The sequence below is a fragment of the Pseudonocardia sp. Ae150A_Ps1 genome, from assembly GCF_001932315.1.
In the GTDB taxonomy this organism is placed as follows: domain Bacteria; phylum Actinomycetota; class Actinomycetes; order Mycobacteriales; family Pseudonocardiaceae; genus Pseudonocardia.
Window position 1 is genome coordinate 358,271 of the sequence record NZ_MCIJ01000001.1, and the last position, 21,715, is coordinate 379,985.

The window sequence follows — 21,715 nt, forward strand, 5'->3', positions numbered from 1 at the left end:
GCGCCGTGAGCCCGACCCCGCAGCAGGACCGCCCGACCCTCGCCGAGCTCGAGCACGGGTTGCCGTTCGCCGAGCGCCACATCGGCCCGCGCCCCGACGAGCTGGCGCGGATGCTCGAGGCACTCGGCGTCGACTCCCTCGACGCTCTCGCCGGCCGGGCCCTGCCCGACGCGATCCGTGACCCCGAGCCGGTCGGCGCCTCGCTGCCGGCCCCGGAGAACGAGGCCGGGATGCTCGCCGAGCTGCGGGAGCTGGCCGACCGGAACACGGTCACCGTCCCGATGATCGGGCTCGGCTACCACGGGACCCGCACGCCGTCGGTGATCCGCCGGAACGTGCTGGAGAATCCCGCCTGGTACACCGCCTACACGCCGTACCAGCCGGAGATCAGCCAGGGCCGGCTGGAGGCGCTGCTGGCGTTCCAGACGATGGTGTCCGACCTGACCGGCCTGCCGGTCGCCGGGGCGTCGTTGCTCGACGAGGCGACCGCGGCGGCCGAGGCGATGACCCTGCTGCGGCGCGCCGGGCGCTCGAAGAGCCCGCGGTTCGTCGTCGACGCCGACACCCTCCCGCAGACCCTCGACGTGCTCCGCACCCGTGCCGAGCCGCTGGGCATCGAGCTCGTCGTCACCGACCTGACCGGCGGCCTGCCCGACGGTGAGTTCTTCGGTGCGCTGCTGTCGTACCCCGGGGCGTCCGGGCGGGTCGCGGACCCGTCCGCGCTGGTCGCCGAGGCGCACGAGCGGGGCGCGCTGGTCGCCGTCGCGTCGGACCTGCTCTCGCTGACGCTGCTCACCCCGCCCGGCGAGTTCGGGGCGGACGCCGCGGTCGGGTCCACCCAGCGCTTCGGTGTCCCGCTCGGGTTCGGCGGGCCGCACGCCGCGTACCTGTCGGTCGGGCAGAAGCACGCGCGCCAGCTGCCGGGGCGCCTGGTGGGCGTGTCCCGGGACGCCGACGGCAACTACGCGCTGCGCCTCGCCCTGCAGACCCGTGAGCAGCACATCCGCCGTGAGAAGGCGACGTCGAACATCTGCACCGCGCAGGTCCTGCTGGCGGTGATGGCGGCCTGCTACGGCGTGTACCACGGCCCCGAGGGGCTCCGGTCGATCGCGACCCGCACGCACCGGATGGCCGCGGTGCTGGCCGGCGGGCTGCGCGAGGGTGGCGTGGAGATCGTGCACGACGCCTTCTTCGACACGCTGCTGGCCCGGGTGCCCGGGCGGGCGACGGCCGTCGTCGGCGCCGCGCACGACGCCGGCATCGCGCTCCGGCAGGTCTCCGACGACGAGGTGGGTGTGTCCACCTCGGAGATCACCACCGTCGCCCACCTGCAGGCGGTGTGGGAGGCGTTCGGGGTGACCGTCGGCGACGTCGCGGCCCTGGACGCGGCCACGGCCGACGCCGTGCCCGGCGAGCTGGTGCGGACCAGCGAGTACCTGACGCACCGGACGTTCCACGAGTTCCGGTCGGAGACCGCGCTGATGCGGTGGCTGCGCCGCCTCGCCGACGCCGACCTGGCGCTCGACCGCGCGATGATCCCGCTCGGCTCGTGCACGATGAAGCTCAACGCCGCCGCCGAGATGGAGGCGGTGACCTGGCCGCAGTTCTCGGACCTGCACCCGTTCGCACCGGAGGCCGACACCGCCGGGTCCCGGGAGATGATCACGCAGCTCGAGGGGTGGCTGGCCGACCTGACCGGGTACGCCGCCGTCTCCCTGCAGCCGAACGCGGGCAGCCAGGGTGAGCTCGCCGGGCTCCTCGCGATCGCCGCCTACCACCGGTCGCGGGGGGACGGCGAGCGTGACGTCTGCCTGATCCCGGCGTCCGCGCACGGCACCAACGCCGCCTCGGCGATCATGGCCGGCATGCGGGTGGTCGTCGTCGGGACCGACGCGCAGGGCGACGTCGACCTCGCCGACCTGCGGTCGAAGATCGCCGAGCACGGCGACCGGCTGGCCGCACTGATGATCACTTACCCGTCGACGCACGGGGTCTACGAGGCGCAGGTGCGCGACGTCTGCGGCGCCGTGCACGACGCAGGCGGCCAGGTCTACGTCGACGGCGCGAACCTCAACGCGCTGGTCGGGGTGGCCCGGCCGGGCGCCTTCGGCGGCGACGTCAGCCACCTGAACCTGCACAAGACGTTCTGCATCCCGCACGGCGGCGGCGGTCCGGGTGTCGGGCCGGTCGCGGTGGCCGAGCACCTGGTCCCGTTCCTGCCGGGTCGCGGCGAGGTCGGGCCGGTCTCCGCGGCGCGCTACGGCAGCCCGGGCGTCCTGCCGATCTCCTGGGCCTACCTGCGGATGATGGGTCTCGACGGGCTGCGCCGGGCCACGCTGACCGCCGTCGCGGCCGCGAACTACGTCGCGAAGCGGCTGGCGGAGCACTACCCGGTGCTGTACTCGGGGACCGACGGCGCGGTCGCCCACGAGTGCATCCTCGACCTGCGGACGATCACCAAGGACACCGGCGTGACGGTCGACGACGTCGCCAAGCGCCTGATCGACCACGGCATCCACGCCCCGACCATGTCCTTCCCGGTCGCCGGGACGCTGATGGTCGAGCCCACCGAGTCCGAGGACCTGCCGGAGATCGAGCGGTTCGTGCAGGCGATGATCTCGATCAAGGGCGAGATCGACCGGGTCGCGGCCGGGGAGTGGCCCGCCGACGACAACCCGCTGCGCAACGCCCCGCACACCGCGGCCTGCCTCGCCGACGACAAGTGGGACCACCCCTACCCGCGGGAGCTCGCCGCGTACCCGGCCGGCCAGACACCGGGCGTGCACGACCGGAAGGTGTGGCCGCCGGTCCGCCGGATCGACGGCGCGCACGGCGACCGCAACCTGGTCTGCTCCTGCCCGCCGCCGGAGGCGTTCGCCTGATCCGCTCCGGGCCCCGGCCGCCGCGCGGCCGGGGCCCGGACGCGGGAGGGTGATCGGGTGCGTCCCCGATCGGTCCTGCGGTTCAACTTCGTCCTCCCCGGTGCCGACCCGGATGCGCTGTCCGAGCGTTACCGGGCCGGTGTCGAGATGGCGGCGTACGCCGACCGGCACGGCGTCGATGCGGTGTCGCTGGAGGAGCACCACCTCAGCGACGACGGCTGGCTGCCGGCTCCACTGACCGTCGCCGGTGCCGTGCTCGGTGCGACCCGCCAGCTGCGGGTGTCGGTGCAGGCGCTGCTGCTGCCGCTGCACGACCCCGTGCGGATCGCCGAGCAGCTGGCCGTGCTCGACCTGCTCGGCGGCGGGCGGCTCGCGGTGACGGTGGGGCTGGGCTACCGCCCCGAGGAGTACGCCGCCGCCGGTGTCCGGTGGGACACCCGCGGGGCGGCCATGGACTGCGCCCTCGAGACCCTGCTGGCCGTGTGGTCGGGCGAGCCGGTCGAGCACGACGGCCGCCGGGTCGTCGCCAGCCCGGTCCCGCGCACGCCCGCGGCGCAGATGGTGTCGGTCGGGGGGAGCAGCAGGCCCGCCGCACGCCGCGCGGCCCGACTCGGCCTGCCGATGGTGCTGCCCGACCGGCTCCCCGGGCTGGCGGAGTACTACGAGGCACGCTGCGCCGAGGCCGGTACCCGCGGTGCGGTCGTGATGCCACCCGCGGACACCGCGATGGTGGTGCTCGCCGAGGACCCCGAGCGGGGATGGGACGAGCTCGGTCCCCACCTGCTGCACGAGGCCACGCGCTACCGGTCCTGGCAGACGGCGGGCGTCCGGTCCGGGGTCGCGTCCGGTGCGGGGACGGTCGCCGAGCTGCGCGCCGAGGGGATCTACCAGGTACTGGCCCCGGAGCAGCTCGTACGGCACTGCCGGGAGCAGGGTGACGGGGCGGCCGTCGTCCTGCACCCGCTGTGCGGCGGGATCCCGGTCGACCGCGGGTGGGAGACGCTGCGCCTGTTCACCGAGCAGGTGCTCCCGCACCTCGACGACGACGGCCGGTGACCGCACCGGCCCCGGCTCAGGACGGGGCGGCCGTCCGGGCGAGCCGGGAGCGGCGGTGGGCGGCCATCCGGACGGACGGGGGCGTCGGTCCAGCCGTGGCCGTCGTGGGTGCCGGTGCGCTGGACGAGGGCGATGAACAGGCGTCCGCCGAGCAGCTCGGTGCAGACCTGCAGGTAGTCGCCGCCGGAGTCGCGTTCGTGGAGGACACCGAGGTCGCGGTAGGCGGCGATCGTGGGTCCGGGCAGGTCGAGGCGGGCAGCGAGATCGTCGTGGTAGTTGCCCGGTACGGGCAGCAGCGGGACCCCGGCGGCGCGGGCGGCGGCCGCGGTGGCGAGGACGTCGTCGCAGGCGAGGGCGACGTACTGGGGGTCGGCGACGCCGGGACCCCACTCGCCGCGGCGCAGCAGGGACACGGTGAGCGCGATCCGGACGCGGCGGGCGTCGTCGGCCAGGGCGCGGCTGCGGACCAGGCCGAACGGGGCGGCGTACTCGCCGTCGGCGACGGCGCCGAGTCCGAGGACGATGCGGTGGAACAGCACGGCCTCGTCGAACGCGTCGTAGGGCTGGGTCCGTCCGATGTGGTCGATCGCGTGGATGCCGGTGCCGGGCACCGGGGGCTCGTCGACGGTGACGAAGTCGTGGGCCCAGCTGGTGGGCGAGTCGGTGCGGCAGAGGAACACCGAGGTGCCGTCGGGCGCGGAGATCTCGGCGAGATCGGCCTCGCCGGGGCCGGTGGCCCGGGGCAGCGGGGGGCGCAGAGCCGGGCGGCGCGGCGGGCCGAGGCGGTGGGGTCGGCCGAGTCGAGGGCGATCGCGGCGACGGCGCTGCCGGTGCCGGGGTGCGGGCCGGCGGCGTTGACCAGCAGTGTGGCGTCGCCCTGCCGGTAGCGCTCGACCTGTTTGGTGCGGTGGACCCCGGTGCGGCTGAACCCGAGGGCGCGCAGCACGCGGCCCAGCTCGGGTCCGGCGGCGAGCTCGACGAACGCCGGCCCGCCGAGCCGTGGTGCGGGTGTGGCGACCGGGTCGGTGCCGGTGCCGCCGGTGCCGCCGGTGCCGTGGTGGGCGGTGGCCTCGGCCAGCGCGATCAGGGAGCGGCGGGCGTCGACGGCGGTGCGGACGGGGTCGGCCTGGCGGAAGACGTCGTTGAACACCTCCAGCGACAGCGGGCCGCTGTAGCCCGCGGCCAGGACGGGTGCGAGGAAGGCGGGCAGGTCGAAGCCGCCCTGGCCGGGGAACAGACGGTGGTGGCGGCTCCAGGACAGCACGTCCATCGAGAGCTCGCGGGCGTCGGCGAGCTGGAGGAAGAACAGCTTGTCGCCGGGGACGCCGGCGATCGGGGCGGGATCGGAGCCGCGGGCCAGGACGTGGAAGGAGTCCAGGCACAGTCCGAGTGCGGGGTGGTCGGCGGCGGCCACGGCGGCCCAGGAGGCGTCCCAGGTGTCGACGTGGCGGCCCCACGCCAGGGCCTCGTAGGCGATCCGGATGCCGCGGTCCTGGGCGCGGCCGGCGAGGGTGTGCAGCTGTCCGGCGAGCCGGTCGGTGCCGGCGACGGCGTCCGGAGCGACCGAGGAGCAGACGAGCACCGTGTCGGCGCCGAGGCCGGCCATCACGTCGAAGGTGGCCTCGGCCCGGCGCAGGTTGGCGGCGAACCGGTCCGGGGCGGTGGAGTCGATGTCGCGCAGCGGCTGGTAGAGGTCGACCGAGAGGCCCAGGTCGCGGCAGCGCTCGCCGATCGCGGCGGGCGGCAGCGGGTCGGCGACCAGGTCCGGGGCGAAGATCTCCACGCCGTCGAACCCGGCGGTCGCGGCGGCGGCGAGCTTGTCCTCCAGGGTGCCGGACAGGCACACGGTGGCCAGCGCGAGCCGGGGGACCTCAGGCGACACGCTCGGCCTCCTGCTCGGCGGTGACGAGCTCGGCCAGGTGCTCCAGCATCCGCGCCGGGTCCGGCGCGTGCCCGGTGAACAGCCGGAACGCCTCGGCCGCCTGGTGCACGGCCATCCGGCCGCCGTCGACGGTGCGGCAGCCCGCCGCACGGGCGGTGCGCAGCAGCTCGGTGTCCAGCGGCCGGTAGACGATCTCGGCGACCCACGGGCGCCCGGCGAGCAGCGCGGCGTCGCACGGCAGGCCGGGGTGGTCGGCCATCCCGACCGGTGTCGCGTGCACCAGGCCGTCGGCGCCGGGGAGGAGCCCGTCCAGCTCGGCCCGCGGGTGCCCGGTCGCGGTGGCGCCGTCGCGGAGGTGCGGGGCGAGCAGCCGGGCGAGGCCGGCCGCCCGGTCGGCGTCGACGTCGACGACGTGCAGCTCGCGGACGCCCTCCCGGGCGAGCGCGTACCCGGCGGCCGCCCCGGCGCCGCCCGCACCGAGCAGCACGACGCGTCCGGCCCCGGCGCCGGGGAGCCCGTCGCGCAGGCCGTCGCGGAATCCGGTCCAGTCGGTGTTGTGCCCGCTCAGGGAGCCGTCGGTGCCGACGACGACGGTGTTCACCGCGCCGATCGCCGCCGCGTCGGGGGACAGGGTGTCGAGGTGCCGGATCACCTCCTGCTTGCAGGGGTGGGTGATGTTGACACCGGCGTAGCCCTCGGCGCGGGCCCGGTGGAGCAGCTCGCCGACGTCGGACGGCGCGGCACCGAGCGCGCCGAGGTCCCAGCGCCGGTAGCGCAGGGGCACGCCGAGTGCGGCAGCCTCCCGCTCGTGCAGCGCCGGGGACAGCGACGGTCCGATCCCGGCGCCGATCAACCCGGTCCGGACGGTCCCGGTGGCGGTCTGGCTGCTCTGCACACGTCCTCCTCGACTTATGTACCGTACGGTTAGTTGTACCGGACGGTGCGCGCGTCGGCCAGTCCCGGCCCGGCGCGGTCCGTAGAGTCCGGCCCGACGACGGAGCCGGGACGAGTGGAGGTGGGCGGTGGCCGCGGCACCGGAGGAGGGCGTGCGGCAGCGCGACGCCGAGCGGACCCGCACCGAGATCCTCGACGAGGCGACCGCGGAGTTCGCGCGGGCCGGCCTGGCCGGTGCCCGGGTCGACGTGATCGCCGCCCGGACCCGCACCACCAAGCGGATGCTCTACTACTACTTCGGCTCGAAGCAGGGCCTCTACCTGGCGGTCCTCGAGCGGGCCTACGTCGGGATCCGGGCGCTGGAACGGGGTCTCGAGGTGGACGACCTGCCGCCGGCGAAGGCCGTGCGCGCGGTCGCCGAGCTGACCTTCGACCACCACGAGGCGCACCCGGACTTCATCCGCCTCGTCGCGATCGAGAACATCCACCACGCCGAGCACCTGCGGACCTCCCCGGTGCTCTCCGGGCTGGCCGACCCCGCCGTCGACGTGCTCGGCGGCATCCTCGAGCGGGGCCGGGCGGTCGGGCTGTTCCGCGACGACGTCGACGCCCTCGACGTGCACGTCCTGGTCAGCTCGTTCTGCGTGTTCCGGGTGGCGAACCGGCACACCTTCTCCGCGATCTTCGGCCGGGACCTGCTGGAACCCGGGCGGCGCGAGCACTACCGCCGGATGGTGGGCGACGTCGTCGTCGCGTACCTGACCGCGAACGTCGGCCGGGACTGAACGGGCCGGACCCCGGGGCTTGACACGCCACCGCCGGACAACTCACTATCCGGTACGTAACCAGACGGTACATAAGCGCGGCCTGCCGCCTGCGCCACCGTGCCTGCTACGTGCCTGCAACGACGCACACGCCGGGAGAGACCCGTGAGCCCCAGTCCGTCCGACCCCACCCTGGCGCCGACCGCCCAGCCGAGGCGGGCCGCGCTCGCCGCCTGGACCGGCAGCGCCCTCGAGTACTACGACTTCTTCATCTACGGCACGGCCGCGGCGCTGGTGTTCAACAAGGTGTTCTTCCCGGAGACCAGCGCGGTCGCCGGCACCCTGCTGTCACTGGCCACCTTCGGCGTCGCCTACGTCGCCCGCCCGCTCGGCGCGGTGCTGTTCGGCCACATCGGTGACCGGCTCGGCCGCAAGAAGGTGCTGGTCGCGACGCTGCTGATGATGGGCATCGCCACGCTGGCGATCGGCCTGCTGCCCTCGTACGGGCAGATCGGGGCGCTCGCGCCGGTCCTGCTCGTCGTCTGCCGGCTGCTGCAGGGCCTGTCCGCGGGCGGTGAGCAGGCCGGCGCGAACTCGATGACGCTGGAGCACTCGCCGCAGGACCGGCGGGCGTTCTTCACCAGCTTCACCCTGTCCGGCACCCAGGGCGGCCAGATCCTGGCCACCGCGGTGTTCCTGCCGGTCGCGCTCCTGCCCGAGGAGGCCCTGCTGAGCTGGGGCTGGCGGGTGCCGTTCTGGGCGAGCGTGCTCGTGCTGGTCGCCGGTGTCCTGATCCGGCGCACGCTGCACGAGACACCGGTGTTCGAGCGGGAGATCCGGGAGGGCGCGGGCACCACCGCGGACGGGGCCCCGGCACCGTCGGCGAAGGACCAGCTGCCGATCGCCGCGCTGCTGCGCGGGCACTGGCCGAACCTGCTGCGGGTGTCGCTGGCCGCGACCGTCGCGTCGGTCAGCACGCTCATGACGGTGTTCGCGCTGTCGTTCGCCGTGAACACCGTCGGCCTGGAGCGCTCCACGATGCTGTGGGTGGTCGTCTCCGCCAACATCGTCGCGCTGGCCGCGATCCCGCTGTTCGCCACGCTCGCCGACCGGATCGGCCGCCGCCCGGTGTTCATCGGTGGTGCGCTGGGCAGCGCGGTGATGCTGGCCGCGTACCTGTGGGCCGTCTCGACCGGCGACCTGGGGCTCGTCTTCGTCACCGGCATCCTGCTCTCCGGTGTGGTCTACAGCGCCGCGAACGGTGTCTGGCCCGCCTTCTACGGCGAGATGTTCCCGGCGAAGGTGCGGCTCACCGGCACCGCGGTGGGCACCCAGATCGGCTTCGCGCTCGGCGGGTTCGCCCCGACCATCGCCACCGCACTGGCCGGTGACTCGGGTTCGGGCTGGGTGCCCGTCGCCGTCTTCGGCGGGGTGATCTGCCTGCTGGCCGCGGGTGCGGCCTGGTCGGCCCGGGAGACCGCGCAGCTGAGCCTGACCGAGATCGAGGCGGCCCAGGGCGGCGGCGAGCGGGAGCCCGCCCGCCTCTGACGGTGCCGGCCCGGTGGCCGTTGTGTCAGGCCGGGCCGCCGTCCCCGGGACCGGGGGCGGCGGCCACGAGCAGCCGGACGACGTCGTCGTCGGCGGCGCGGTCGGTCCGCCACACCGCCTCGGTGCCGATCCGGACGTCGGCCCCGAGGACCGGCAGCACGTGCACCGGCTCCCCGACGAACGCCTTGTGCGTGGCCCCCGACCCGAGCCCGACCAGCGTGAACGCCTGCCCCGCTGCGACGACGTGGGTCAGGTCCCCGGGGTTGTGCGTGTCCAGCTCGATGCGGCCGTGCACCCCGTGCCGGGCCAGCAGCTCGCCGGTCGCCCGGTAGACCGACGGCGCCGCGTCGTAGCGGATCGAGACGTAGGGCAGATCGGTCAGCTCGTCGAGCCGGATCCCGGTGCGGTCGTCGAACCCCAGCCCGTGCCCGACGGCGACGCCCGCGGGCCGGCTGTCCACCCGCCGCTGCGCGAGCTGCGGGTCGTCGTCGTAGCGGCCGTGCACGAACGCCAGGTCGAGGTCGCCGCGGCCCACCGACCGCGCCAGCTCCGCGCTCGCGCCGGGCCGGATCCGCACGGCCAGCTCGGGATGGGCGGCCCGGACCCGCTCCATGAAGCCGTCGCGGACCGCCGCGGACACGTCCGGTGCGATCCCGACCGCGGCGACCGGATGGCCGTCGGCGGCCGCGAGCTCGCCGGGGAGCGACTCCACCCGTCGCACGATCTCCCGCGCGCGGGGCAGCAGGGCCCTCCCCGCAGCGGTCAGCGCCATGCCGCGCGAGGACCGGACGAACAGCGGCGTGCCGAGATCCCGCTCCAGGTCCCGGATCCGCCGCGACAGCGGTGACGCGGCCAGGTGCAGCCGCGCCGCGGCCCGCGTCAGGTTCAGCTCGTCGGCGACGGCGAGGAAGTAGTGCAGGTGGAACAGCTCCACCCGCATGACCCTAGGGGTCACGCCGTCGTGTGCGCATCGGTCGTGGTCACGGGCACGCCGCACCCCTAGCGTGACCGGTATGGCCACACGATCACTGCGGATCGGCAACGTCTCGGGCTACCTGGGCGACCGGTTCACCGCCGTCGACGAGGCGATGGCGGGTGACCCCGTCGACGTCCTCATGGGCGACTACCTCGCCGAGATCACCCTCGCCGCTCTCGCCGCGGCGGCCGGGCGGGGGAAGCCGGGCTACGTCGCCTAAGCCCTCGACCAGCTCACCCCGCACCTCGGTGAGATCGACCGGCGCGGCATCCGGGTCGTCACCAACGCGGGCGGGTTCGACCCGGCGGGGATGGCCGCCGAGCTGCGGCGCCGGATCGCCGACGCCGGCCTGGACCTGCGGGTCGCGCACGTCGCCGGTGACGGGGTGTTCGACCGGCTGGCCGACTTCCACGCCGACGGCCACGGCATGGAGCACCTCGACACCGGCGCCCCGCTCAAGGACTGGGGGTTCGAGCCGATCACCGCCAACGCCTACCTCGGCGGGTTCGGCATCGCCGGCGCGCTGGCCGCGGGCGCCGACGTCGTCGTCACCGGGCGGGTCACCGACGCCTCGCTGACCGCGGGCCCGGCCGCCTGGTGGCACGGCTGGACCCCCGACGACCACGACGCGCTGGCCGGCGCCGTCACCGCCGGGCACGTGATCGAGTGCGGCGCGCACGCCACCGGCGGCAACTTCTCCGGCTTCCGCGCCGTGCCGGGCATGGTGAAGCCGGGCTTCCCGATCGCCGAGATCGCCGCCGACGGCTCCTCGGTGATCACCAAGCACGCCGCCGACGGCGGCACCGTCACCGTCGACACCGTCACCGCGCAGCTGCTCTACGAGATCCAGGGTCCGCGTTACCTGAACCCGGACGTCACCGTGCACCTGGACACGGTCCGCCTCACCCAGGAGGCGCCCGACCGGGTCGCGATCGGCCCCGTGACGGGGTCACCGCCGCCGCCCACGGCGAAGGTCGCGGTGTTCGCCCCGATCGGCTACGAGATCTCCACGATGCTGTTCTGCACCGCCCCCGACGTCGAGGGGAAGGTCGAGCTGCTGCGGGCCCAGCTCCGCGCCCAGCTCGAGGGGCACGTCGACCGGCTCGACGTCACCCCGCTCGGCGTCGCCGCGGTGGACCCGGCGGACCAGTGGGCGGCGACCGTCCCGATCCGGGTGATGGCCACGGCCCGGCACAAGGAGCCGCTGCGGCGCTTCGCCCCGGCCGTCGGGTCGCTGTACCTGCAGGGTTTCCCCGGCTTCCACCACGACGGCCACGCCCCGCGCGCGTCGGAGCCGTGGCCGCGGATCGAGTACTGGCCCGCGCTGCTGGAGTCGGCGCTGCTCGACCACCACGCCGTCGGGGAGGACGGGGCGCGGATCGAGGTGCCGCGCTCGTCGCGCACCGCCACCCCGGACGAGCTGGCCCAGCCGGTGCACCCGGAACCGGACCTCCCGGTGCCCGCCGGTGACCCGGTGGAGCTCGGCGCCTTCACCCACGCCCGGGCCGGGGACAAGGGCGGCAACGCCAACGTCGGCGTCTGGGCGCCGGACCCCGCGCACTGGGAGTGGCTGCGCGCCACGCTGACCACCGCGAAGGCGGCGGAGCTGCTGCCCGAGGCGCGGGGTGCGATCGTCCGGCACGAGTTCCCGCACCTGCGTGCGGTGCACCTGGTGTTCACCGGGCTGCTGGGGTCCGGCGGATCGGCGAACATGCGGGTGGACCAGATCGGGAAGTCCGTGGGTGAGTACCTGCGGTCCAGGCACGTGGGAGGGCCCCGGTGAGCATCGCGGAGCGGATCGGGAAGAACGTCGCCACACCGGCCACCGGGGACGCGTTCGACCCGGGGGTCGCGCTGGAGGAGCTGCTCGGCTGTGTCGGGCTCTCCGCCGCCGACGCCGGTGGCCGGGTCCGCTTCCTCGGCGCCGACCCGGTCGTGCCCAGCGCGCTGCGGCTCGGCGGCGGCGCCGCGGTCGCGCTCGCCGCGAAGTCGGTCGGGATGGCGGCGGTGCACCGCGACCGCGGCGGCGAGGGCCAGGACGTGACCGCCGACCTGCGCAGCGCCCCGCACCGGCTGTGCCCGTTCTACGACCGTCGCTGGGAGCTGGTGAACGGCTTCCCGGCGGCCAACGCGGCGTCCACGTCGCAGGCGCTCGGGTTCTCCTTCCACCGCACCCGGGACGGCCGCTGGGTGATGCCGCTGAACCCGTACCCCGCGCTGCGCTACGCGGGGGAGCGGTTCCTCGGCGTCCCCGAGACGCCCGAGGCGGTCGCCGCCGCGATCGCCCGGTGGGACGCCACCGACCTGGAGGACGCGGCGGGCGAGGCGGGCATCGTCATGCCGGTGGCCCGGACGCCCGGCGAGTGGCTGGCCACCGCGCAGCACGCCGCGCTGGAGGGCACGCCCCCGATCACGCTGCGCCGGATCGGCGACGCGCCGCCGGAACCCTTCCCGGAGCGGAGGCGGCCGGACCTCCCGCTCGACGGGCTGCGTGCGCTCGGCATGGGCCACGTGATCGCCGGAGCCGGCACCGGGCGGGCGCTGGCCCTGCACGGCGCGGACGTGCTGAACGTGTGGCGGCCGGGGGAGTACGAACCCGACACGACGTACGTGAGCGCGAACGTCGGCGTCCGGTCGGCGACCGTGGACCCCCGTGCGGAGGACGGGAACGCGCTGCTGCGCGGGCTCCTCGGTGGGGCCGACGTCTTCTACGCCAACCGCCGGCCCGGGTTCCTCGGCTCGGTCGGGCTGTCGGCCGAGGAGGCCGCCGCAGTCCGGCCGGGCATCGTGCACGCCACGAACACGCTGCACGGCCCGGTGGGGCCGTGGGCCGACCGGGTCGGGTTCGACCAGACCGCCGGGACGCTCGTCGGGATGATGACGCTGGAGGGCGGCTCCACCGACGACGGCTTCGTGCCGCCCCGGCTGTTCCCGATCCTGGTGGTCAACGACTACGTCGTGTCCTGGCTGACCGCCGCCGGGATCACCGCGGCCCTGCGCCGGCGCGCCGTCGAGGGCGGCTCCTGGGCCGTCGAGGTCTCGCTGGTGCGGGCCGCGCTGTGGATGCTGGAACTGGGCGTGGTCGACCTGGGCTACGCCCGCGAGGTCGCCGGTACCGGCGCCGACCACGCCTACCTCGACCCGGAGACCTTCACCGCCGACACCCCGCTCGGCCTCTACCGGGGCGTCACCGACCAGGTGCGGATGTCGGCGACTCCCGGGGAGTACCGGACGGTGCTGGTGCCCCGCGGGTCGGGCCGCCCGGAGTGGCTGCCGCGCTGACCGGGCGCCCCGGGTGTGCTCAGCCGCGTCCGGGGCCGTCCGGCGGTCCCGCCGGGGGCCGCCCGGGCCCGTCGGGGGTGATCCGCGGGAGCGGGCGCGTGACATCGGCGTCGGAGCCGGCGTCGGAGTCGGCGGGCGGGACCGGGGCGAGGCGCCGGGTCTCGCTCTCCGCCCCCGCACCGGGCGCCGGGTCCGGCTCGCCGACGCGTGCGGCCGCGGGCTCGAGCCGCCGCTCCAGGAACATGATCCCGACGACGAGCGCGGCGCCGAGCAGCGCCGGGACCAGCATCGCGTACCAGCCGGGGTCGGGTGCGAGCAGGCCCCGGGCGTCGTCCTGCCAGGGCCACAGCGCCCGGAGCGCGCCCAGCAGCACCCCGGTCATGACCACCATGATGGTCCGGCGGTGGTGTTCCAGTAGCCACTGCAGCAGTGACACGAACGAGGCGAGGCCGAGCACCGCGCCGAGCCCGAACACGGCGATGTAGGCGATGTCGAGGTCGCGCACCGCGCGCAGCGTCGGCTCGTAGAGGCCGAACACCAGCAGCAGGAACGACCCGGAGAAGCCCGGCAGCACCAGCGCGCAGATCGCCACCGCGGCGGCGAGCGCGATCAACGGGTACGGCGGCCGTCCGTCGCCGGCCGCCGGGGGCAGCCCGCTGACCAGGAACGTCACGACGAACCCGGTGACGACGAGTGCCCACTCCCGGACGCCGCGCAGCATGCCGGTGATCCGCAGCGGGACGGCGACCGAGGCCGCGACCATCCCGAGGAACACCGCGCGGGACCCGACCGGGTGCGCCTCGATCAGGCCGGGCGGCACCTGCGACGCCAGCACCACGGCGAGCACCATGCCGGCCGCGACCGGGAGGAGCAGACCCCAGTCGAGCCGCCGGAGCTCGGTGCCGGCCCGAGCCGCGCGCCCCTGCCCGCCGGTGCCGGGGCGGACGACGGCGCGCGCCGCACCGACGAGGTGCCCGGCCTGCGTGATCAGCCGCTCGTAGATCCCGACGACCAGCGCCATGGTCCCGCCGCTGACGCCCGGGATGGTCTCGACGCCGCCGATCGCCGCTCCGCGAGCGAGATTCATTCCGGACATACGCGACAACACGGAGACGAATCGTACGGATCGACCCGTCCGGTGCGTCGTGCGGGGCAACCCGTTGCACGGTGGAACGTCAAGAGGGGTGTACGGACCATGACGATCGGGGGGACTGACATGGACGACAGGCGTGACGGACGGGGCCGGAGCGGTGCCGTGGGCCGGCGTGCGGGCTGGACGGCAGCGGTGGTCGCCTGCGGTGCGCTCCTCGCCGGGTGCGGGGCGGGCTCGGGCCGGCCGGGCGCGGCGGGGCCGGACCGGGGGCAGGACGAGGCCGCGGTGGCCGCACCGGCCGCCGCGGAGCTGCCGGAGGAACCGGTCGCGAACGGCTCCGACGTGCCCGGCGGGGCCGATCCCGCAGGGGGGCCGGTCGCCGAGGGCGCCGAGCGCTGCCACACCTCGGAGCTGGGAGGCTCGCTGGTCGCCGATCCCGCAGGCGGCGCGGCCGGGTCGACCTACGCGACCCTCGTGCTGCGCAACGACGGCGGCCGGACGTGCGTCGTGCGCGGGTTCCCCGGCCTGTCCTACGTGGGCGGTGACGACGGGGCCCAGGTGGGTCCGGCCGCCGCGATGCAGGGCGGGCACGGCGATCCGGTGCAGCTCGCGCCCGGAGCGTCGGCGGGTGCACGGGTGCGGATGGTGAACGCGCACAATTTCGACCCGGCCGACTGCGCCCCGGTCCTGACCCGTGGCTTCCGGGTCTACCCGCCGGGGGAGACGGACTCGCTGTTCGTCGCCCAGGACGGGACCGGCTGCTCCGGGCGGCCCCCCGGCGACCAGCTGGCCGTGGAGGCGTTCGGGCCGCAGTGATCCGGTTCGGTCGCGGCGCGGCGGGTACCTACCCTGGAACGCCCGCCGCGACCGTCCGGAGAGGATCTGCATGACCCGCCCGCACCGTTCCCGACCCGGCTCCCGATCCGGGGGCCCGCGCCGTACCGGCCCCGCGCCACGGGGGATCCAGGGCGACGGCCACGAGCTCGCCTCGCGGCTGCACGGTCTCGACGGTGCGAGCTACGGCGCCTACAAGGGCCTGGCCGGCCGCTGGAGCATGGACGGGTTCGAGCTGGAGATCCGCAAGGTCCAGTCCGACCCGTTCGCGCCGCCGTCGCGGCTGCGGGTGACCGTGCCGGCCACGACGGCCAACCTGCCCGGCGATCTCCACCGCACCCCGGAGCGTGCCCGCGCGCTCGGCGGCTTCCTGCTGCGGGCGCTGCGCAGCGCGCTGCGCGGCACCCCGGTGACCGTCGACGCCGGCGGGCAGGAGGTCCTCGACCGCAGCGCGATCCGGATCGGCCGCGGCGGGACCGGCGACGGGGACGGGGACGGATCGGTGACCGTCGAGCTCGGCGCACCGTTCCCCGGGCACGGCCGCCGGATCGCCGGGCACGCGGCGGCCCGCACCCTGACCGGGGACCTGCCCGACGCGGTTCACCAGGCGCTGACCTGGGCGAACGCCGACCGTGACGCGGCCGTGGAGTTCGTCGAGACAGTCGAGGACTCCTGCGCCCTGCGCGCCGCGCTGCCCGGCGCCGGTCTCGTCGCGTTCGTCGCCGACGCCGCCGTGCTGCCGCGGGCGTCCGGGGTGGACGACCGGCCGCTGCGCGACGGCGTGCCCTTCGCCTCCCCGGAGAGTCTGCGTGTCACCCTCGACGTGCCGAACTGCGGTGCGGTGCCGGGCATGGGGGTCCCCACCGGCGTCACGCTGATCGTCGGGGGCGGCTACCACGGGAAGTCGACCCTGCTGCGGGCGCTGGAGACCGGGGTGTACGACCACGTCCCCGGCGACGGCCGGGAGCTCGTCGTCGCCCGGCGGGACGCGGTGTCGGTCCGGGCCGAGGACGAGCGCTCCGTGCAGCGGGTCGACGTGCGTGCGTTCGTGTCGGGTCTGCCGTCGGGGAAGCCGACCGCGGACTTCTCCACCGAGTCGGCGTCCGGCTCGACGTCGCAGGCCGCGTCGACGATGGAGGCGCTGGAGTCCGGTGCGGACGTCCTGCTCATCGACGAGGACACCTCCGCGACGAACGTCATGATCCGCGACGCCCGGATGCGGGAGCTGATCGAGGCCGAGCCGCTGGTGCCGTTCGTGGACCGGGTCCGGCCGCTGCACCGCGGCGACGGCGTGTCGACGGTGCTGGTCATGGGCGGGTCCGGCGACTACCTGGACCGCGCCGACACGGTGGTCCTGCTGCAGGACTACCGGGTCTCCGACATCACCGCCCGGGCCCGCGACGTGGCGGGTCTGGCCCCCGAGGGCAGCGACCCGGAGTTCCCCGGCTTCGGCGCGCGGGTGTTCGACCCGCGCAGTGTCGATCCCGAGGTGCGCGGGCGCCGCAAGATCACCGCCCGCGGGCGCGGGCGGCTGACCTTCGGCGGCGACGACATCGACCTCTCGGCCGTCTCCCAGCTGGCCGACCCGTCGCAGACCACCGGCGTCGGGCTGGCGCTGGCCCACCTGGACCTCGACGGCGTCACCCTGGCCGAGGCGCTGGACCGGCTGGAGGCCGACCTGGGACGCGGTGGGGCGGCGGTGATCGCGCACGGCTCGCTGTCCGACTTCGCGGTGCCCCGCCGGCACGAGGTCGCGGCCGCGGTGAACCGGCTGCGGGCGGCACGTGTCACGGGTCACCGCACAAACGGTCAGCACTGACTGTTAATGTCCCTCGGGACCGTGCACCGCCGCACCGCAACCCGGAGGACCCCATGACCGATCTGCAGGGCCGCACCATCGTGATGTCGGGAGGCAGCCGCGGCATCGGGCTCGCCATCCTCACCGCCGCCGCGCGGCGCGGGGCGAACGCGGTGATCCTCGCCAAGACCGACCGGCCGGACCCGCGGCTGCCCGGCACCGTGCACACGGCCGTCGCCGAGATCGAGCAGGCCGGCGGCCGGGCGGTCGCGGTGGTCGGCGACGTCCGGGTGGAGGAGGACGTGGAGCGCGCCGTGCAGGCCGCGGTCGACACCTTCGGCGGCGTCGACGTCGTCGTGAACAACGCGAGCGCGCTCAACACCCAGGGCACCGAGGACGTCACCCCCAAGCGCTGCGACCTCATGCAGTCGATCAACTCGCGCGGGGCGTACCTGCTGACCCGGGCCGCGCTGCCGCAGCTGCGGAAGTCCGGTGACGCGCAGGTGCTCACCCTGTCCCCGCCGATCAACCTGGACCCGAGGTGGCTGGGCGAGTTCCCGCCCTACATGCTGTCGAAGTACGGGATGTCGCTGCTGACGCTGGGCTGGGCGCACGAGTTCGCCGCCGACGGCATCCGCGCGAACTGCCTGTGGCCGCGCACCACGATCGCCACCGCGGCGGTCGTCAACCTGCTGGGCGGCGACGAGGCCGGGAACCGGGCCCGCAGCCCCGAGATCATGGCCGCCGCGGCCGTCGCCGTGCTCACCGACGACGCGCGGCCGACCGGCCGGACCTTCGTCGACGACGAGGTGCTCGCCGCGCACGGCGTCTCCGACCTGTCCCACTACGGCGGAGGCGACGAGCCGGACCTCGACTTCTTCGTCGAGCGGGCCTGATCGCACGGGCCGTGACCGGTTGACCCGTCCGGGTGATCACGGGAACCGCCCGGGCCGGGCGGGCGACCGCCACGACGGCGCGGGCATCCGCCCGCGACCGCCGATGCGAGGAAGAGGAGCGCCGCGTGCGTCACATCGCCACCTTCTGCGGCAGCTGCAACTGCGGCTGCCCCGAGCTCTACGTCGACGAGGCGGCCGCGCCGGACAAGCGGATCGTGATCACCGACGACTTCGGGCAGCGGGTGCAGATGAGCGTCGACCAGTTCTCCGACCTGGTCGCCTCGGCCCGTGACGGCGTCCTGGACGAGCTCGTCGGGAGCGCGACCGGGTGATCACGGCATCGGAAGGGATCCGGCCGGATGTGGCCGGATCCCTTCCCGATCCGTGATCAGGGGTCGAGCAGGGTCCCTGCCACGTCGATCAGGCGGTCGCGGAGCGGGGCGGCGCGGCCGGCGAAGGCAGACTGGGCGCGTGCGTAGTCGGCGCGGCCCTCGGGTGTCTCGATCCGCACGGGGGAGAACCCGTGGTCCGCCAGGTCGTACGGGCTCGCCCGCATGTCGAGCTCACGGACGTCCGCGGCCAGCTCGAAACAGTCCGCCACCAGCTCCGACGGCACCGCGGGGGCCAGCTTGTACGCCCACTTGTAGAGATCCATCGTGGCGTGCAGGCAGCCCGGCTGCTCCAGCTCGACCTGGGTATCCCGGGTCGGGGTGAGGGTGTTGCGGGGCGCCGCGAGACCGGTGAAGAACCGGTACGCGTCGTAGTGGGTGCAGCCGATCCGCATCGACTCGACGACGTCGTCGGTGCCCTGCGGGCCCAGCCGCAGCGGCACCGTGGCGCCGTGCCGGGGCCGGTCGGTCCGGTAGACCATCGCCCACTCGTGCAGGCCGAAGCAGCCCAGGCGTGGCGGCCGGGAGCGGGTCGCGGTGAGCAGTCGGTGCACGAACCCGGCCGTGGTCCGCAGCCGGTCCGGTGCGGCCGCGGGATCGAACGCCACGCCGGTGCCGCCGCCCGGGACCCGGACGTAGCCGGGCCGGTCCAGGAACTCCCCGCCGTCGGCCAGGACGACGCCGGCACCCGGGTCCCAGCGCTCCAGCAGCGCGGGCCGGTGCGAGTAGTAGGTGAACAGGAAGTCCCACACCGGGTGCGGCTCGCGACGCCGACGGCGCTCGTGGTGCGGCGTCGTCCAGGCCGACACCCGGTCGCGGTGCGCCTGCGCGCGGGCCCGCCAGGAGCCGGCGTCGAGCTGCGCGCCGGTCCCGCGTCCGGCGGGGGCGCCCGTACCGTGGCGGGCGGCGTCGGTGGTCACGCCTGCGACGGTACGTCCCGCGCGGCGAGCGGCACGGGCCCGGGGCGCGCCCGGCTCAGGCCGGTGCGCCGGGGGTGTGCGTCGCGTCCCGCACGGTCCCGACGAACGCCTCCGTCACGTCCTCCATGGTCACGACGCCGACGGTGTCGCCGCGCGCGTCCACGGCCCGCGCCAGGTGCGCCCGCGCCGTCCGCAGGGACGCGAGCGCCTCGTCGAGGCGGGCCGTGACCGGCACCGACGGCAGGCTGCGGACGCGCTGCGGCGGCACCGCGGCCGAGCCCGCGTCGGCGAGGTCCAGCACGTCCTTGACGTGCAGGTATCCGGTCAGCCCGCCGCGGGCACCGCGGATCGGGAACCGGGAGAACCCGGTGCGCTCGACCGCCGCGGTGAGCGCGTCGACGGTCGGGGAGCTGTCCAGGCACACCAGGTCGTCCACCGCGACGACGACGTCGGCGACGGTCGCCTCCGCCGAGGACAGCGTGCGGGCGATCCGGGACGACTCCTCGTCGTCGAGCAGGCCCTCGCGGCGCGAGTCGTCGATCATCTCGGACAGCTCGCCGGGGGTGAAGGCCGTCTCCAGCTCGTCCTTCGGGGTCACGCCGAGCAGCCGCAGGGTCCCGTTCGCCATGTGGTTGAACAGGTCGATGAAGGGCCGCGCGATCGAGGTCCACACCAGGAACGGCGGGACCAGCATGATCGCCGCGCGTTCCGGCCCGGCGATCGAGATGTTCTTCGGCACCATCTCGCCGAGCAGCATGTGCGCGACGACGACCACCATCAGCGACACCACGAAGGCGATCGGGTACGCCAGCGCCTGCGGGACGCCGACGGCGCCCAGCGGGCCGTCGATCAGGTGCGCCACGGCGGGCTCGCCGAGGCGCCCCAGCAGCAGCGAGGCGATCGTGATGCCCAGCTGGGAGGCGGCGAGCATCCGCGACAGGTCGTGCGAGGCGTCGAGCACCGTGCGGGCCCCGGTGGAGCCGTTCTCGGCCATCGCCTCCAGGCGGTCCTTGCGGGCCGAGATCAGCGCGAACTCGGCGGCGTCGAAGAACGCGTTCGCGCCGAGCAGCGCGACCGCCGCGACCAGGGCCAGCACGTCTCCCGAGCTCATGCGGGCACCCCCTGCTCCACCGTCCGGGACAGCCGGACCTCCGCCACCCGGTTGCGGTCCCGGCGCAGCACCGTCAGCCCCCAGCCGTCGACGACGAGGGCGTCGCCCACGTCGGGGATCCGGCCCAGCTCGGCCATCACCAGTCCGGCCAGGGTCTCGTACTCGCCGCGCGGCATCCGGAACCCGGTCGCCTCGTCCACCTCGTCGGACCGCATCAGCCCGGACAGCGCCCACACGCCGTCACCGAGCCGCCGTACCCGGTTCTGCTCGTCCCGGTCGTGCTCGTCGCGGACGTCGCCGACGATCTCCTCGAGCAGGTCCTCCATGGTCACCAGACCCGCCGTGCCGCCGTACTCGTCGACGACGACGGCGGTCTGCAGCCCGGCCGCCCGGAGCCGGGTCATCAGCTCGTCGCCGTCCAGCGACGACGGCACCGTCACCACCGGCCGCGCCAGCTCGCGGACCGGGGTGCCCGCGCGCTCCCCGGCCGGGACGCCGAACGCCTGCTTGACGTGCACCAGCCCGAGCGGTGTGTCCGGGTCGCCGTCGATCACCGGGAACCGGGAGAACCCGGAGCGTCGGGCCAGCGTGACGAGGTCGGCCACCGTGTCGGTCGCGTCGATCGTCTCCACCCGCACCCGCGGCGTCATCAGGTCCTCGGCGACCCGGTCGGTGAACCGCAGCGACCGGTCCAGCAGCGCCGCGGTGCCGGCGTCGATGCTGCCGCTCTCGGCGCTGGCCCGCACCAGGGAGCTCAGCTCGCCGGGAGAGCGGGCCGAGCGGAGCTCCTCGGCCGGCTCGACGCCCAGCCGTCGCACGATCGCGTTCGCGGCCCCGTTGAGGCCGGTGATCAGCCAGCGGAAGGTCCACGCGAACCCCGCCTGCAGCCACACGACGGCCCGGGCGACGCCCAGCGGGTTCGCGATCGCGAGGTTCTTCGGCACCAGCTCGCCGAACACCATCGACAGCGCGGTCGCGACGACCAGCGAGAGGACCGTCGCGACGCCCGACGCCCAGGACGTGGGCAGCCCGGTCAGCTCCAGCGGCGGGCGGAGGAGCTCGGCGATCGCGGGCTCGGCGATGTAGCCGGTGGCGAGCGTGGTGACGGTGATGCCGAGCTGGCAGCCCGAGAGCTGGAACGACAGCGTCCCGTGGGCGCGCTGCACGGACCGCGTCCGCCGGTCACCGCTCGCGGCGACGGCGGTGTCGATCCGGCTGCGCTCGAGCGCCGTGAGGGAGAACTCCGAGGCGACCGAGACCGCGGTGCCCAGGGTCAGGGCGGCCACCGCGACGAGGCCCAGCAGGGAGAGCAGGACGGTCACCGGTGTGTGCTCCTGGATCGCGACGACGGGCAGCGGACACGGGGAAACGGTGCACGACGATACGACGG

The 21,715-nt window shown here is 75.2% G+C and carries 16 protein-coding genes and 1 pseudogene; 10 read left to right on the forward strand and 7 right to left on the reverse strand.

Annotated elements, in window-relative coordinates:
* Positions 1-5 precede the first annotated feature (5 nt).
* Both gcvP and Ae150APs1_RS01520 read left to right on the forward strand, forming a co-directional pair.
* Positions 6-2,882: an aminomethyl-transferring glycine dehydrogenase gene (gcvP, locus tag Ae150APs1_RS01515; RefSeq protein ID WP_075295241.1), complete on the forward strand. Its 2,877-nt coding sequence runs from the start codon at positions 6-8 to the stop codon at positions 2,880-2,882.
* Positions 2,883-2,939: 57 nt separating this feature from the next.
* Positions 2,940-3,938 (forward strand): LLM class flavin-dependent oxidoreductase, encoded by a 999-nt coding sequence (locus Ae150APs1_RS01520; RefSeq protein WP_075295243.1) that lies wholly within the window; start codon positions 2,940-2,942, stop codon positions 3,936-3,938.
* Positions 3,939-3,954: 16 nt separating this feature from the next.
* On the opposite strand, the gene Ae150APs1_RS01525 is transcribed toward Ae150APs1_RS01520, so the two are convergent.
* On the reverse strand, positions 3,955-5,820 hold the full coding sequence (locus Ae150APs1_RS01525; RefSeq protein WP_349289864.1) for a TIM barrel protein: 1,866 nt from the start codon (positions 5,818-5,820) through the stop codon (positions 3,955-3,957).
* Positions 5,810-6,715: a shikimate dehydrogenase gene (locus Ae150APs1_RS01530; RefSeq protein ID WP_075295245.1), complete on the reverse strand. Its 906-nt coding sequence runs from the start codon at positions 6,713-6,715 to the stop codon at positions 5,810-5,812. The genes Ae150APs1_RS01525 and Ae150APs1_RS01530 overlap by 11 nt, the downstream gene beginning before the upstream one ends.
* A 127-nt stretch (positions 6,716-6,842) precedes the next feature.
* Between Ae150APs1_RS01530 and Ae150APs1_RS01535 the strand changes: the two genes are divergently transcribed.
* Positions 6,843-7,499 (forward strand): TetR family transcriptional regulator, encoded by a 657-nt coding sequence (locus Ae150APs1_RS01535; protein WP_075295247.1) that lies wholly within the window; start codon positions 6,843-6,845, stop codon positions 7,497-7,499.
* Between the two features lie 144 nt (positions 7,500-7,643).
* Positions 7,644-9,026, forward strand: coding sequence for an MFS transporter (locus Ae150APs1_RS01540; protein ID WP_075295249.1), 1,383 nt, complete (start codon positions 7,644-7,646; stop codon positions 9,024-9,026).
* A 25-nt stretch (positions 9,027-9,051) separates the two neighbouring features.
* Here Ae150APs1_RS01540 and Ae150APs1_RS01545 read toward each other — a convergent pair whose 3' ends face one another.
* Positions 9,052-9,960: a LysR family transcriptional regulator gene (locus tag Ae150APs1_RS01545; protein WP_212567142.1), complete on the reverse strand. Its 909-nt coding sequence runs from the start codon at positions 9,958-9,960 to the stop codon at positions 9,052-9,054.
* 79 nt (positions 9,961-10,039) lie between these two features.
* On the opposite strand from Ae150APs1_RS01545, the pseudogene Ae150APs1_RS01550 reads away from it, so the two are divergent.
* Both Ae150APs1_RS01550 and Ae150APs1_RS01555 read left to right on the forward strand, forming a co-directional pair.
* Positions 10,040-11,785 (forward strand): annotated as a pseudogene (locus Ae150APs1_RS01550) (acyclic terpene utilization AtuA family protein).
* Positions 11,782-13,284, forward strand: a complete 1,503-nt coding sequence (locus tag Ae150APs1_RS01555; protein WP_075295253.1) for a CoA transferase — start codon at positions 11,782-11,784, stop codon at positions 13,282-13,284. Before Ae150APs1_RS01550 ends, Ae150APs1_RS01555 begins: the two are co-directional and overlap by 4 nt.
* A gap of 19 nt (positions 13,285-13,303) precedes the next feature.
* On the opposite strand, the gene Ae150APs1_RS01560 is transcribed toward Ae150APs1_RS01555, so the two are convergent.
* Positions 13,304-14,371 (reverse strand): DUF368 domain-containing protein, encoded by a 1,068-nt coding sequence (locus tag Ae150APs1_RS01560; RefSeq protein WP_075295255.1) that lies wholly within the window; start codon positions 14,369-14,371, stop codon positions 13,304-13,306.
* Positions 14,372-14,539: 168 nt separating this feature from the next.
* On the opposite strand from Ae150APs1_RS01560, the gene Ae150APs1_RS01565 reads away from it, so the two are divergent.
* From Ae150APs1_RS01565 to Ae150APs1_RS01580, 4 genes are all read left to right on the forward strand, one after another.
* The gene (locus Ae150APs1_RS01565) at positions 14,540-15,193 is read left to right on the forward strand and encodes a DUF4232 domain-containing protein (protein WP_075301561.1); all 654 of its coding nucleotides are present in this window, start codon (positions 14,540-14,542) and stop codon (positions 15,191-15,193) included.
* A 70-nt stretch (positions 15,194-15,263) separates the two neighbouring features.
* The gene (locus Ae150APs1_RS01570) at positions 15,264-17,030 is read left to right on the forward strand and encodes an ABC-ATPase domain-containing protein (protein ID WP_075295257.1); all 1,767 of its coding nucleotides are present in this window, start codon (positions 15,264-15,266) and stop codon (positions 17,028-17,030) included.
* A gap of 53 nt (positions 17,031-17,083) precedes the next feature.
* Positions 17,084-17,905, forward strand: a complete 822-nt coding sequence (locus Ae150APs1_RS01575; RefSeq protein WP_075295259.1) for an NAD(P)-dependent oxidoreductase — start codon at positions 17,084-17,086, stop codon at positions 17,903-17,905.
* Between the two features lie 125 nt (positions 17,906-18,030).
* Entirely contained in the window at positions 18,031-18,237 is a 207-nt protein-coding gene (locus Ae150APs1_RS01580; protein ID WP_010232679.1) for a hypothetical protein, read from the forward strand.
* Between the two features lie 56 nt (positions 18,238-18,293).
* Here the strand turns inward: Ae150APs1_RS01580 and Ae150APs1_RS01585 are convergent, their stop codons facing one another.
* The 3 genes from Ae150APs1_RS01585 to Ae150APs1_RS01595 all read right to left on the reverse strand — a co-directional run bounded on the left by Ae150APs1_RS01585 (position 18,294) and on the right by Ae150APs1_RS01595 (position 21,647).
* Positions 18,294-19,103 carry a 3-methyladenine DNA glycosylase gene (locus tag Ae150APs1_RS01585; RefSeq protein ID WP_139317071.1) on the reverse strand — a complete coding sequence of 270 codons (810 nt, stop codon included), beginning with the start codon at positions 19,101-19,103 and terminating at the stop codon, positions 18,294-18,296.
* A gap of 166 nt (positions 19,104-19,269) precedes the next feature.
* Complete coding sequence (locus tag Ae150APs1_RS01590) at positions 19,270-20,325, reverse strand: hemolysin family protein (protein ID WP_075295263.1); 1,056 nt, start codon at positions 20,323-20,325, stop codon at positions 19,270-19,272.
* Complete coding sequence (locus tag Ae150APs1_RS01595) at positions 20,322-21,647, reverse strand: hemolysin family protein (RefSeq protein ID WP_075295265.1); 1,326 nt, start codon at positions 21,645-21,647, stop codon at positions 20,322-20,324. The genes Ae150APs1_RS01590 and Ae150APs1_RS01595 overlap by 4 nt, the downstream gene beginning before the upstream one ends.
* Between the last annotated feature and the right edge of the window lie 68 nt (positions 21,648-21,715).

Excerpts from the sequence above, each read along its gene's own strand:
- Ae150APs1_RS01560 (WP_075295255.1), bottom strand. The coding sequence starts at position 14,371 with ATGAATCTCGCTCGCGGAGCGGCGATCGGCGGCGTCGAGACCATCCCG.
- Ae150APs1_RS01570 (WP_075295257.1), top strand. The coding sequence starts at position 15,264 with ATGACCCGCCCGCACCGTTCCCGACCCGGCTCCCGATCCGGGGGCCCG.
- Ae150APs1_RS01575 (WP_075295259.1), top strand. The coding sequence starts at position 17,084 with ATGACCGATCTGCAGGGCCGCACCATCGTGATGTCGGGAGGCAGCCGC.
- Ae150APs1_RS01590 (WP_075295263.1), bottom strand. The coding sequence starts at position 20,325 with ATGAGCTCGGGAGACGTGCTGGCCCTGGTCGCGGCGGTCGCGCTGCTC.